This window comes from Sphaerisporangium dianthi, assembly GCF_042654065.1.
Classification (GTDB): Bacteria; Actinomycetota; Actinomycetes; order Streptosporangiales; family Streptosporangiaceae; genus Sphaerisporangium; species Sphaerisporangium dianthi.
In genome coordinates, this window is sequence record NZ_JBHSFP010000016.1 from 35,656 (window position 1) to 48,476 (window position 12,821).

Consider the following 12,821-nt stretch of genomic DNA (forward strand, 5'->3'; position numbering starts at 1 on the left):
CACCGGTCACGCCGGGGACGACACCGTGAAGCTCACAACGCGGACCTCCACCGATCACGCCGGGGACCACACCGTGAGGCTCAGAACGCGGATCACCGGTCACGCCGGGGACGACACCGTGAGGCTCAGAACGGGGATCTCCACCGATCCGTCCGGCGCGGCCCGCCAGCGCCAGTGGGCCCCCTCGGCGTCGCCGCACACCAGAGCGGTCCAGCCGGTGGCCGGGTCGCAGAACGCGGCCAGATCCGCCGCCTCCCCGGCCGTCGGCGCCGCCGTGACCAGCAGCAACGCCCTCAGGTAGCGGCGGCGGGCCGCCGCGCGCAGCGTGCCCGTCCCGCGCCCGTCCCCGGAAACGCCGGCGGAGCCCGGCCGGGGCGCCTCGACGCGCGGCATGCCGGGCGGAACCTCCACGCCGGCGGCGCCCTCTCTCGGCAGCACGGCGACCGGGGTCGCCGGAGCGGTGCGCGCCACCTCGGCGAGCAGTCCCCGCACGACGTCGCGGGCCACATCGCGGTCGCCCGTCACGCTGAGCACGCCGTCGAGCCGGCTGAGGTCCACGAACACCGTGCCGCCCCCGTCGTCCACCCCCACGCGCACCAGGACGGGCGCCGGCGTGCCCGGCGCGGGGTGGGCGCGGCGGGCGGAGGGCGTGACGGCATCGGCCGGACGCCGCCAGCGCGCCCCGCCGAGGTCCCGCCAGGGCGCGGGCGGGTCGTCCTGGGACGCCACCCAGGCGGTGACCCCCGCGTCGTCGACGGAGACCGCATGAACGGCGCACCCGTCTCGGCCGGACAACTCGGAGACGGCCAGGTGGGCTCGGCGCAGGGACTCCGCGTCCGCGGCGAACGCCTGGGTCAGCGACCTGCGGAACGCCAGCCTGCGCGCCCGGCGGGCCGGCTCCCCGAGCCGCCGGACCATCCTCGCGACCCAGCCGAACGCCCGCCGCGTGCGCCGCCTTGCCACGATCGCGGCGGTCAGCAGCCCCAGCAGCAGCGCGCCCAGCACGGCGAGCACGACGGGAAGCGGAAGCACGATCACCCCCTGCGCCTGCCCCCCGGAAGCAGGACCACCCCCCGGTGACGCCGCACCCGAAGCCCCGTCACCCGAGGCCCCGTCCCCCGCCCCCGGACCCGTGCCGTCCTGCTGCGTCGCCCCGTCCGGCTGCTGCGCGGTCCCGTCCGGCTGCGCGGTCCCGTCGGGCTGGGCAGCCCCGTCCGGCTGCGCGGTCCCGTCCGGCTGGGCAGCCCCGTCCGGCTGCGCGGTCCCGTCCTGCTGGGCAGCCCCGTCCGGCTGGGTGGCGCCGTCGCCTCCGCCCGTCTCGCGGGCGAGCTGGACGTCCGGGCCGCTCGCGTCCGCCGGAAGCCGGAGGATCCATCCCGGCCGCAATCGGGCGGGGTCCTGCAGGCTGGATCCGTCGGCCTGGGCACGTCCGCGGTTCAGCTGGAAGATCTCACCGGCCCGGTCGGCGGCGCCCAAGGTGCGCACCGCGATGACCGCCAGGGAGTCCTGCCGGCCGCCGTTCTGTTCCGCCGTCCGCACCACGTACACCTTGACGAGGTCATCGCCGTCCGCGGCGGCAGCGCTCCTGATCAACGTCGCGTCTTCGGCCAGGGCGCCGAGGGCCGGGTGGCCGTACACGGTGACGGCTGCGCCCGCCGCGAGGCCTTCCGCGGAGCCTTCCGCGGCGGCCGCGGCCCCTCCCGCGGAGCCTTCCGCGACGACGGCCGTGCCCGTCAGGGACAGCGCGGTCCACATGACCGGCACCGCGACGAGCGCCCACCCCGCGCCGCGCAGCAGTCCGTGCCGCCCGCGCCGTCCATGCCGTCCGCGCCGTCCGCGCCGTCCGCGCCGCGCGGCGCCGGGTCCGGCCGCCGGCCGGTGGGCCGCGTGGGCGTCACCGCTGCTCACCATGTGGTTCCACCCATCTCTCGGCACCCGCCGGCCTGCCTCACCCGTGAGGCGGCCTCGCCGGCCCCTCCGCGTCTCCTCAGGGCACACGTGACGGACGGAGAAAGGGTTCGACGCGATCTCCCGCCATTCGACGTGAACCCTTCGCGGCGGTGACCTCGTGTATCGAGCGGCAAGTGCCCATCACTCGGGGGGACTACGTGGCACGACGACACACCTCAGGCTTCGACGTGCTCGGGATGTCGGCCGACCCCACGCCCGGGGACCCCGACGAGATCCGGCGGCTCGCCGATCGCTACCAGGAGATCGCGGACCAGGCGAAGACCGCCGCCGACATCCTCGGGAAGGGCGGCGCCGTCGAGCAGGGCAAGGGGAAGGCCATGGACGCGCTCCGCGCCCAGCTGAAGTCCCTGCCGGACAAGCTCGCCAAGACCCGGGACTCCTTCGAGACGGCCGCCGGCGCGTACAAGACCTATGCCACCCAGCTCGAGGAAGCGCAGTCCCAGGTGGACCGGGCGATGGACCAGGCGGGACCCGCGGCCGGCACGGCCGGGCAGAGCGTTCCCACCCTTCCCCCCGACGCCACCGCCGACCAGAAGGACGCCGCCCGCAAGCAGCAGGAAGGCATCGACGCCGCCGGCCAGACCATGTCGGCCGCCCGGAGCCTGGCCGAGCAGGCGAGGAACCTGCGCGAGCAGGCGTCGAGGAGGGCCGGGCAGGAACTCGACGACGCGGCGGCGAAGGCGATCCCGGAGCGCAACTTCTTCCAGAAGATCGCGGACTTCTTCAAGGACTTCCCGTTCGTGAAGATCCTCATCGACATCCTCGTCGCCGTGGTCACGGTCTTCTTCCCCGTGGTGGGCTTCGTGCTGGGAGCGGCGTTGTTCGCCTTCCAGACCGTCCAACAACTGGTGACCGGGGACTTCAAAGCCGGTGACTTCGCGGCCGGCCTGATCGCCCTGGTCCCGGGCGGCGCCCTGTTCCGGCTGGGCGGCCGGGCGGCCACCACGGCCGGATCCAAGATCGCACCCGGGCTGTTCAAGGGAGGCGCCGAGGGGGGCGGCTTCTTCCAGACGGCGAGCGGGAGCATCGGCAAGATCACCGACACCTTCGCCAACTCCAAGCCCTTCGCCGTGGCCTTCGAGAGTCCCGGCGGCAAGCTGATCACCGGGACGATCGGCCAGTTCGGGAAGGCGGTCGGTGAAGAGGCGATCGTCAAGAAGCTCAACGGCGACGAGATCACCGCCGGCAACCTGCTGGCCGGCGCCGCCGGCGGCGCCCTGACCGGTGGGCTGATCAAGGGTGTGAAGGGCACCCGTGAGGGCGAGTTCAGCGGAGGCGCGTTCACCCCGGCGCCCGGCGGCGCGACCGGCACCGGCGCCGGCACGGCCACCATCGGCACAGGCGGCGCGGGCGGCGCGGGAGGGGCGGGAGGGGGTACGCCCACCACGGTCGGCGGCGGCGCGGGTGCAGGCAACGCGGGCGCCCCCGGGGGCGGCCAGGCGGGCAACGCGGGAGCCGTGAACCTCGGCACGGCCGGCGCGGGGACCGGAAACGCCGGTGCCGGCGGCCGGCAGGACAGCGTGAAGGACAGGGCCATCCAGCAAGGGATCGACCTGGTCCCGGAGGGGGTGTCCGCCGCCGCCAAGATCGGCGTGGCGATCGGCGAAGGGCAGGACCCCGGCGAAGCGGTGCTCAGCGAGGCCGGCAACTTCCTGCCGAAGGCCGTCGGCTCGGTGGGCAAGAGCCCGGTCGCGAACGGCCTCGACTCGATCATCCCCTTCAAGGGCACCGCACCGCCGTCGACCGCCGGGGGCACTCCGGCCGCCTCCGCCGCCTCGGGCCCGGACCCGGCGACCTCCGCTCCCACCGCCTCGGCGCCCAACCCCGCCACCTCGCCCCAGACGCCCGCCGGTCAGCCGCAGGACGTGCCGCTCCCGCCGTCACCGACCACCCCGTCCCCGAGCACCACCCCACCGCCGTCACCGACCACTGCGGCCCCGAGCACCACCCCGCCGCCGTCACCGGCCACCCCGGCCCAGAACAACCCGCTCTCGCCCTCGCCGACGGCCGCCGAGCCGCAGGATGTGCCGCTCCCGCCGTCGCCGACCACCCCCTGACCTTCCGGCCCGGCTCCGGCCTTCGGACCGGGTCCCCAGAGACCTCCACCACCGGTGGATGGACGACCGATGTTCAAGGAGAAACCTCATGCCCAACTACACCGTCAACTCCGACGAGACCGCCTCCACCTCGGCGGCGCTGCTCAACGACTTCTCGCAGCTGCAGGACAAGCTCACCGAGGTGCGCGGCAAGATCCAGAACCTGCTGGCGCAGGGGTACAGCACTCCCGCGGCCCAGCAGAAGTTCCAGCCCTTCTTCGACGAGTTCGCCAAGGGCTTCGACCAGGTGAACCAGTCGCTCCAGGGCATCGGCCAGTACGTGAAGGCCGTCGGCGACGCGTTCTCCCAGACCGACGACCAGCTCGGCTCCAACCTGTCGTAACGGCGGCCCTGTGCCCCTGCCCCCGCGCAGCCCCGGCGTCGCCGCCGCGGCGCGCCGGCCCACCACTTTCGTACGAGGGAATCGATTGCCGTGCGTTTGAACGTCAGCGTCCGGACCCCGCAGGACCCGGGGGTCTCCACGGTCGTCGCCGTGGAGACGGAACCCTCCGCGCAGGTGGGCCGGCTCGCCGCGGAGCTGGCGCGTGCCGTCGGCCTCGCCGGCGCCGGGCGCCCCGGCGGCCCCGGCGGCCCCGGGGGCGCGGACCCGGTCCTCTACATCGGCTCCGAGCCGGTCGACCCCGAGGCCACCCTGTACGCCGCCGGGGTGCGTGACGGCCTGGACCTCGGGCTCGGCGCCCCCGTTCCCGGGGAGCCCGAGCCCGAGGGCCTGGTGGAGCTGCGCGTCGTCAGCGGCCCGGGAGCCGGGACGTCCTTCCGCCTGCCGCCCGGCGACTACGACATCGGCGGCGATGCCGCCTGCCGGATCCGGCTGCCGGCGGGGGCGCCGCAGGTCGCCGCCCGGGCGCGCGTCCGGGTCGACCGCACGGTGGAGGTGACGGCGTCCGGCCAGGCCCTCCTGGACGGCAAGGAGCTGTCCGGCTCGGCCGGCTGGCCGGAGGGCAGCCAGCTCGCGGCCGGCGACACCCTGCTGGAGCTGGCCGTCCCGGCGAGCAGGCGGGTGCCGCTGACGCCCGCCGCCGACGGGCTGGGCCTGGAGTTCAACCGGCCGCCGCGGTTCCGGGCCGCCCGGGGCGGGGGCCGCTTCCGGCTGCCGACGCCGCCGGCCAAGCCGGAGAAGCGGCCGATCCCGCTGCTGCCGATCCTGCTGGTCCCGGTGGGCGGCGCCCTGGTCGCCATCCTGACGACCGGCCGCTGGTCGTTCGTCTTCCTCGCGCTGCTGTCGCCGCTCGGCGCCCTGCTGACCCAGTTCGGCGGGCGCAAGCAGACGCAGGCCTCCTACGAGGAGAAGCTTCGCGAACACGAGGCGTCCCTGGCCCGGGTGAACGAGGCCGTGGACACCGCGGTGCTGAAGGAACAGCACACGCTCCGGCTCTCCCTGCCCGACCCCGCGTCGCTGCTCCAGGCCGCCTCCCAGCCCTCCGAGCGGCTGTGGGAACGCCGGTGGCAGGACCCCGACTTCCTCGACGTGCGGGTGGGCACCGCCGACCTGCCGTCCTCGCTGACCGTCGAGGATCCGACATTGGAGGAGTACCGCCGCACCACGGTCCCCCGGCTGACCCAGGTGCCGGTGGCGATCTCCCTGCGCGGCGCCGGGGTGACCGGCGTCGCGGGCCAGGCCGCCGCGAACCTGGCCGGCTGGATGACCGCCCAGGCCGCAGCCCTGCACAGCCCGGCCGACCTGCGCATCGTGGTGCTGGCCGGCCCCGACGGCGAAGACGCCTGGTCGTGGGTGCGCTGGCTGCCCCACTGCCAGCCGCAGGGCGAGGACGCCTACGCCCTGATCGGCAGCACCTCCGACTCGATGGCCCGCCGGATCGGCGAGCTCGGCCAGCTGGTCGCCGCCCGCGTGGCGGCGGGACCGGACGTGCCGCGCGGCGGCGCCGCCGGCTCTCCGGACATCCTGGTGGTGCTGGACCAGGCCCGCAGGGCGCGTTCGCTCCCCGGCGTGGTCGGCCTGCTGCGGGACGGCCCGTCCGTGGGCGTCCACACGATCTGCCTGGACCGCGAGGAGCGGTCGCTGCCGGAGGAGTGCACGGCGGTGGTCGCCATCGACGCGGACGGCGTCAGCGTGCGCACCGCGCAGGGCGCGCCACCCGAGAACGTGCGCGTGGACTCTCCCGAGCGCGGCTGGTACGAGCGCCTGGCCCGCGCCCTGGCGCCGCTGCGGGGCGTCGGCGACACCGACGAGAGCGCCCTGCCGGGCTCGGTGCGGCTGCTGGACCTGCTCGGCGTCGAGCCGCCCACGGCCGGCGCCATCGGCGCGGGGTGGGCGCTGGCCGGGCGCAGCACGCGGGCGATCCTCGGGGCCGGGTACGACGGCGACTTCTCGGTCGACCTGGTCCGCGACGGGCCGCACGCGCTGGTGGCGGGGACGACCGGCTCGGGCAAGTCCGAGCTGCTGCAGACCCTGGTCGCCACCTTGGCGGTGGTGAACCGCCCGGACGAGATGACGTTCGTGCTGGTCGACTACAAGGGCGGCAGCGCGTTCGCCGAGTGCGCCGACCTCCCGCACACCGTCGGCCTGGTCACCGACCTGGACACCCACCTGGTGGAGCGCGCCCTGGTCTCCCTGGGCGCCGAGCTGCGCCGCCGCGAGCAGGTGCTGGCGGAGGCCGGCGCCAAGGACATCGAGGACTACCTGGACAAGCGGGCGCGGGGCGGCGACGTGCTGAGCCCGCTTCCCCGCCTGCTGCTGGTGATCGACGAGTTCGCCTCGATGGCCCGTGAGCTGCCGGACTTCATCTCGGGCCTGGTCAACATCGCCCAGCGGGGCCGCTCGCTGGGGATCCACCTGGTGCTGGCCACCCAGCGGCCCAGCGGCGCCGTGACGGCCGACATCCGCGCCAACACCAACCTGCGGATCGCGCTGCGCACGACCGACGCCTCCGAGAGCAGGGACATCATCGACGCGCCCGACTCCGGCGCCATCTCCCCCGGGACGCCGGGACGCGCCTACGCCCGCCTGGGTCCCTCGGCGCTGCTGCCGTTCCAGGCCGGGCGGGTGGGCGGCCGGCGGCCGGCCGGCGCGGTGGCCACGTCCACCGACATCGCTGTGCGCGCGCAGGACGTCGGCTGGCGGGAGCTCGGCGGGCCGCTGCCGATCGCCGCCCGCGTCAAGGACTCGGTGAGCGGGCAGGAGGCCATCACCGACCTCGCCGTCCTGGTCCGGGCCGTCGCGGACGCGGCGCACGCGGCGGGCGTCCCCGCCCAGCCCAGCCCGTGGCTGCCGCCGCTGCCCGAAGTCCTGCGGTGGACCGAGCCCGCGGCGCCCAAGCCGCGCGGCGACCGGGACGCGGCCCTGCCGGCCGTGGAGTACGGGCTGGTCGACCTGCCCGCCGACCAGGACCGCCGCCCGCTGGTCCTGGACCTCGACCGCTCCGGGCACCTGCACGTCATCGGCTCGCCGCGCAGCGGCCGCTCGCAGACGCTGCGCACCCTGGCCGCGGCGCTCGCCCGCGCCCACGGGGCCGATGACGTGCACATCTACGGCATCGACTGCGGCAACGGCGCCCTCAACGCGCTGGCCGCGCTGCCGCACTGCGGCGCGGTAGTCGAGCGCAACCAGACCGAACGCCTCGGACGGCTGCTGGACCGGCTCACCGCCGAGCTGACCACCCGCCAATCGCTGCTCGGCGCGCGCGGGACGGCCGACCTCGCCGAGTACCGGCGGATGGCTCCCGCTGAGGAGCGTCCGCCGCACATCGTGGTCATGGTGGACCGCTTCGAGGTCTTCGAGCGGGAGTTCGCCAACTTCGACAACGGCAGCTACCTGGAGCGGCTGCTGCGCCTGCTACGGGACGGCGCGGGCGCGGGCATCCACCTGGTGCTGGCCGGCGACCGCGTCCTCGGCTCGGCCCGGTTCGCGGGCACCACCGAGGACAAGATCGTGCTGCGGCTCAACGACCGGGCGGACTACTCGTCGGTGGGCCTCACCTCCCGGTCGGCCCCCTCCGACCCGCCGCCGGGACGAGGCATGCGGGTGCAGGACACCAGCGAGGTGCAGATCGCCGTCCTCGGCGCCGACCTGTCGGGCACGGCCCAGGCGTCCGTCCTCACCGCCCTCGGCGAGGAGCTGGCGGTGCGCGAGGCCGACGTCCCGCCGTCGCGCCGTCCGATACGCCTGGACCTGCTCCCCGACCGGATCACCTACCAGGCCGCCTCGGCGCTGCGGACCGCCCCCGGGCCGATGCTCCCGCTCGTCGCCGTCGGCGGCGACACCCTGACCGCCGTGGGCCCCGACCTGGCGGACGTGCCGACGTTCGTCGTCGCCGGCCCGCCCCGCACCGGACGCAGCACGGTGCTGGTCACGGTGGCACGATCGCTGCTGGAGCAGGGGACGGGGCTGATCCTGCTGGTTCCGCGGCGCTCGCCGCTGCGCGACCTCGCGGGCGTCCCAGGGGTGCAGGCCGTCTTCACCGACGCGGAGGTGACGGTCCCCGCGTTCCGCGCCGCTCTCGGCGACGTGCCGCAGGACAACGCGGTGATCCTCGTGGACGACGCGGAGCTGTTCATGCAGTCCGACATCGACGCCGATCTGTCGCTGCTGGCGCGCGGCGGCGCCGGGAACGGGTGGGGCCTGGTCCTGGCCGGCAACGCCGAGGCGCTGTCCCTCGGGCTCGCCGGCTGGGTGGGGCAGGTCAAGCGGAACCGGTCCGGGATGCTCCTGTCCCCGCAGAGCCTCAGCGACGGCGAGGTGATCGGGGTGCGGCTCACCCGGGGCCTGGTCGGGCAGGCCCCGCAGCCGGGCCGCGGCCTGCTGCACCTGGGGGACGGCACATTGACCACGGTGCAGGCGCCCAACACGGCGCCTGCCGGCTAGAGGCGGCGCGAACCGCGCGCCGCACGGTGGTGGGGCCGGACCGAGACGACCTCCCGGACCGGCCCCACGGCCACTCCGCTCAGGTGCCGGAGGGCGCCTTGGCCGGCAGGAAGCGGAACGTGCCGCTGATCGCGTCGAACAGCTCGTAGACCTCCGCTTCGAGCGGCAGGTTAGGGCTGGCACAGGTGATGATCAGGTAGTCGCGCTCGGACTCCGGCATCGGGACGACGGTGTGCATCGTGAGCATCCGCACCGAGACCTCCGTGGTGAGCGACGCCTCCTCGGTGCCGGTGATCCGGGCCACCTCGCCGATGCCGGGAAGGGTCACGGTGGAGACGGTCCGGCCGGCGGGCGCCTTCCCGGCGCCGGGCTCCCCCGCGCCGCCGGGCCCGGAGGCGGGGGCCGGTGACAGCTGCGCGGTGAGCACCGGCAAGGTCAGCTCCCGTCCCGGCGGGACGCTGACGGCGAAGACCATGGTGTACCCGAGGAACAGGCCGTCGTCGAACATGGTGGCCGTGCCGGCGGCGAACAGCGCGCCGCGGCGGCGGGCGGCCCTGCTGATCTCGCGGGCCTGCCGGAACATGTCGTTGATCGCGGCCTGCTCGCGCGCGCCGCCGGCCATCGCCAGGGCCGCGGCGCGGGTCTCGGCGAGGGCGTCACCCGAGATGTCCAGATCCGCCCAGGAGTCCGGCACGTCGAGAACGAAACGGTCGACGGGCGCCATCAGTTGCCTTCCAGGTGGGCCACGGACTTGTCGTCGGTCTCCTTGTACTTCTCCACGATCTGGTCGACGGCCTTCTTGATCGCCTCGCACTGGCGGTGCAGCTGGTTGCGCCCGTCCTTCCAGCGGCTCTCGAAGTGGTCGGCCTGGTCGATCAGCGGATAACCCACGGCCCGGTCGAAGTCGATGCCGGACTTGCCGATGTCGATGTGGTCGAGGACGAACCCCAGCGACCGCGACACCTCCTTCAGCTCGGCGTCCGGGATATTGATATCGGCCATCGTGCCCCCACGTGCGGAAGTGCCCATCGTCGGTACCGCGTACCGTCTCCTGCCTGACACACGTAACAGAGCACGTCAGAGGTTCACTCCCCCGCCTCCCCGACCCCTCGGGACACCTCAGGGGTTCGCCCGCGACCTCCGGCTGCTTCTCCGGCGCACGTCCGAGGTTCGCCGCCGACGCCTCCGGCCTCGTGCCCGGGAATCGCACGGCCTTCGCGGCGGCCGCCTTTGAACCCGGCGGGCCGTTGCCTCGTGTTCCCCAGGTGAGACTCGAAACCAACCGCGGCATGGTCCGCAGGCCCGGCGTCCGCGTGCTGGCGGCGGCCGCCGTCCTGTGCGGGCTGGCCGGCCTCTCCGGCTGTGGAAAGGTCGTGACGATCGGCGACGCCGCTCCGGCGGCTCCGGCGTCCACGCCCGCGTCGGCCCCCGCTTCCGCGTCCTCCCCCGCGTCCGCGCCCGCGACGCAGGCCGCCCCCGCCCAGACGTCCGGCGGCGACGACTCCGGCTCAGGCGGCGACGACTCCGGCGCAGGCGGCGGCACGTTGCAGCTGGTCGGCGGCTCGGCGGCGGAGCACGGGCTGACCGGTGACGGCGGGACGGTGACCGGGGCGGCCGCCCAGGAGCGGCCTCCGGTCTGGGTGCAGCTCACGGCCGTCCGTTCGCGGACGCTGGACGCCCACCTCGTCGACGTGAACCAGTCGACGCTCTACCGGTTCGACAAGGACACCGCGTCTCCCTCGCGGTCGGCCTGCTCGGGGCAGTGCGCCGTCACCTGGCCGCCGGTGACCATCAAGGAGGGCGGCAAGGTGTACGTCTCAGGTGTCCGGCCGGCGCAGGTCGGCGGGATCCGGCGGGACGACGGCACCGTGCAGCTCACGGTGGGCGGATGGCCCGTCTACCGCTACTCCGGCGACGACGCGCCCGGTGAGGAGAACGGCCAGGGCATCGGCGGCACCTGGTTCGCCGTGGCCCCCGACGGCGGCAAGGCCGTCCCCCGGAGCTAGACGGGTCCGTCCCGACCAGGTGGTGGGCGGCGTGATGCCCGGCGGGCCAGGGCGGCCATGCCGGGCGTCGACGGCCGTGATCAGGCGTCCCGCCGCTGGAACACCGCGAACGCCATGGCGAGCAGCACAGCGGTGAAGGCGGCCATGACGCCGAGGCCCGTCCAGGGGGCCAGTCGTCCAGGTATGGGGACCGTCGTGGCGATCTGGAGGCCGGCCGAAATCGGCCAGTACGTCTGCACCCACGCCCCGATCACCTCACCCATGAGCCGGGGGCCGATGATCGGGATGATGAAGTTGACGACCACCACGAAGGTGATCGCGCCGGTGGTGACCCGCAGCAGACAGCCGGACGCCACACCCACCAAGCCCACCAGCGTCCAGATCAGGCCCATGCCGACGACGGCGCGCAGCACGCCGGGCTGGCCCAATGTCGCGGCGGGGGCGCCGCCGCCGGCGATCGCCGGCTGTCCGAGCAAGAACGCCCCGAAGCTCGCCACCTGCCCGCTCACCAGCGCGATCAGGCCGAACGTCCCCACCTTGGCGGCCATCAGCCGTCCACGCCGAGGCACCACGGTGACGCTGGTGCGGATCATCCCGGTGGAGTACTCGGACGTCATGATCAGCACACCCAGCGCGCCCACGCTGATCTGGGCGAACAGGAACCCGCCGTACATGCTGATGAAGGTGGCGTCGAACGTCCCGGAACCGCCCGACGCGTTGTAGCCCGCGCCGGCGTTGCGGGCGGTGAGGGCGCCGAGCCCGACCATGAGCGCCACCGAGACCAGCAGGCTCGGGACGTTGGACGGGATCGAGCGGAACTTGGTCCACTCCGAACGGACCGTGTCCGCGACGGGGCCGCTCATGCCACGCTCGCCTGGAACTCGATGCTGTCCCGGGTCAGGTCCATGTACGCCTGTTCGAGGGAGCGCTGGGGTGTCAGCTCCGACAGCGCCACGCCGGCGGTCAGCGCCACCTTGCCGATGTCCCTGGCCTCCAGCCCGGTGACGATGAGGGCGCCGTCGGTGCCCGGCCGCACGGCGGCGCCGGCCTCGGACAGATGGCGGGCGAGGAGTTCGTGGTCGTCGGCGCGGACCAGCACGCCGGAGCCCTGCCGGACGAACTCGCCGATGCCGATGTCGGCGATCAGCTTCCCCTTGCCGATGATGATGAGGTGGTCGGCGGTCAGGGCCATCTCGCTCATCAGGTGGCTGGAGACCAGGACGGTGCGGTCCTCGGCGGCGAGCCCGCGCATCAGCTCGCGGATCCACTTGATGCCTTCGGGATCCAGGCCGTTGACCGGTTCGTCGAACATCAGCACCTTCGGGTCGCCGAGCAGGGCCACCGCGATGCCGAGCCGCTGGCTCATGCCCAGGGAGAAGGTGCCGGCCCGCTTGCGGGCCACCGATTCGAGCCCGACCATCCGCAGGACCTCGTCCACCCGGTCGCCGGAGATCCCGTTGGTCTGGGCGAGGCAGAGCAGGTGGTCGCGCGCCGTGCGCCCCGGGTGCACCGCGCGGGCATCCAGTAAGGCGCCTAACTCACGCATCGGCCGGGGCAGGCCGACGTAACCACGGCCGTTGACCGTCACGCTTCCTGCGTCGGGCCGGTCGAGGCCGAGGACCATCCTCATCGTCGTCGACTTTCCCGCCCCGTTGGGCCCGAGGAAGCCGGTCACCCTGCCCGGCTCGACGGTGAAGCTCAGCCCGTCCACGGCGGTCTTGTCCCCGTAGCGCTTGGTCAGCCCGTTTATGTCGATCATTTCTGGCGCCTCCTGGAGCCGAGGGATGGGCAGGTCCCTCCGGACCCGGACCCGGCCCCGTAGGCGTACCACACTTATCGATCATCAGCCCGGCCGCCTCGGACGCCGGCCTCAGGCCGTATCCGGCGAAATAGCGACCGAAGGTT

General features: G+C 74.3%; 9 protein-coding genes. 4 read left to right on the forward strand and 5 right to left on the reverse strand.

Going from position 1 to position 12,821, the window contains the following annotated elements:
• Positions 1-99: 99 nt before the first annotated feature.
• Positions 100-1,911, reverse strand: a complete 1,812-nt coding sequence (locus ACFO60_RS22370; RefSeq protein ID WP_380843073.1) for a LysM peptidoglycan-binding domain-containing protein — start codon at positions 1,909-1,911, stop codon at positions 100-102.
• Positions 1,912-2,084: 173 nt separating this feature from the next.
• On the opposite strand from ACFO60_RS22370, the gene ACFO60_RS22375 reads away from it, so the two are divergent.
• The 3 genes from ACFO60_RS22375 (at position 2,085) to ACFO60_RS22385 (ending at position 8,910) form a co-directional block, all read left to right on the forward strand.
• Positions 2,085-4,028 (forward strand): putative T7SS-secreted protein, encoded by a 1,944-nt coding sequence (locus tag ACFO60_RS22375; protein WP_380843075.1) that lies wholly within the window; start codon positions 2,085-2,087, stop codon positions 4,026-4,028.
• Between the two features lie 88 nt (positions 4,029-4,116).
• Positions 4,117-4,410: a WXG100 family type VII secretion target gene (locus tag ACFO60_RS22380; RefSeq protein WP_380843077.1), complete on the forward strand. Its 294-nt coding sequence runs from the start codon at positions 4,117-4,119 to the stop codon at positions 4,408-4,410.
• Between the two features lie 90 nt (positions 4,411-4,500).
• The gene (locus ACFO60_RS22385; protein ID WP_380843079.1) at positions 4,501-8,910 is read left to right on the forward strand and encodes an FtsK/SpoIIIE domain-containing protein; all 4,410 of its coding nucleotides are present in this window, start codon (positions 4,501-4,503) and stop codon (positions 8,908-8,910) included.
• Positions 8,911-8,989: 79 nt separating this feature from the next.
• On the opposite strand, the gene ACFO60_RS22390 is transcribed toward ACFO60_RS22385, so the two are convergent.
• Both ACFO60_RS22390 and ACFO60_RS22395 read right to left on the reverse strand, forming a co-directional pair.
• Positions 8,990-9,634: a hypothetical protein gene (locus tag ACFO60_RS22390; protein ID WP_380843081.1), complete on the reverse strand. Its 645-nt coding sequence runs from the start codon at positions 9,632-9,634 to the stop codon at positions 8,990-8,992.
• Positions 9,634-9,912 carry a hypothetical protein gene (locus ACFO60_RS22395; protein WP_380843083.1) on the reverse strand — a complete coding sequence of 93 codons (279 nt, stop codon included), beginning with the start codon at positions 9,910-9,912 and terminating at the stop codon, positions 9,634-9,636. Before ACFO60_RS22395 ends, ACFO60_RS22390 begins: the two co-directional genes overlap by 1 nt.
• A gap of 263 nt (positions 9,913-10,175) precedes the next feature.
• Here ACFO60_RS22395 and ACFO60_RS22400 point away from each other — a divergent pair, with 263 nt between their 5' ends.
• Positions 10,176-10,916 (forward strand): hypothetical protein, encoded by a 741-nt coding sequence (locus ACFO60_RS22400; RefSeq protein ID WP_380843085.1) that lies wholly within the window; start codon positions 10,176-10,178, stop codon positions 10,914-10,916.
• A gap of 80 nt (positions 10,917-10,996) precedes the next feature.
• Here the strand turns inward: ACFO60_RS22400 and ACFO60_RS22405 are convergent, their stop codons facing one another.
• Both ACFO60_RS22405 and ACFO60_RS22410 read right to left on the reverse strand, forming a co-directional pair.
• A complete protein-coding gene (locus ACFO60_RS22405) occupies positions 10,997-11,779 on the reverse strand; it encodes an ABC transporter permease (protein WP_380843087.1) in 783 nt (260 codons plus the stop codon).
• On the reverse strand, positions 11,776-12,675 hold the full coding sequence (locus ACFO60_RS22410) for an ABC transporter ATP-binding protein (RefSeq protein WP_380843089.1): 900 nt from the start codon (positions 12,673-12,675) through the stop codon (positions 11,776-11,778). The genes ACFO60_RS22405 and ACFO60_RS22410 overlap by 4 nt, the downstream gene beginning before the upstream one ends.
• Positions 12,676-12,821: the final 146 nt, after the last annotated feature.

Coding starts and splice junctions, on each gene's coding strand:
- ACFO60_RS22370 (WP_380843073.1), bottom strand. CDS start 1,911: ATGGTGAGCAGCGGTGACGCCCACGCGGCCCACCGGCCGGCGGCCGGA.
- ACFO60_RS22380 (WP_380843077.1), top strand. CDS start 4,117: ATGCCCAACTACACCGTCAACTCCGACGAGACCGCCTCCACCTCGGCG.
- ACFO60_RS22390 (WP_380843081.1), bottom strand. CDS start 9,634: ATGGCGCCCGTCGACCGTTTCGTTCTCGACGTGCCGGACTCCTGGGCG.
- ACFO60_RS22395 (WP_380843083.1), bottom strand. CDS start 9,912: ATGGCCGATATCAATATCCCGGACGCCGAGCTGAAGGAGGTGTCGCGG.
- ACFO60_RS22405 (WP_380843087.1), bottom strand. CDS start 11,779: ATGAGCGGCCCCGTCGCGGACACGGTCCGTTCGGAGTGGACCAAGTTC.
- ACFO60_RS22410 (WP_380843089.1), bottom strand. CDS start 12,675: ATGATCGACATAAACGGGCTGACCAAGCGCTACGGGGACAAGACCGCC.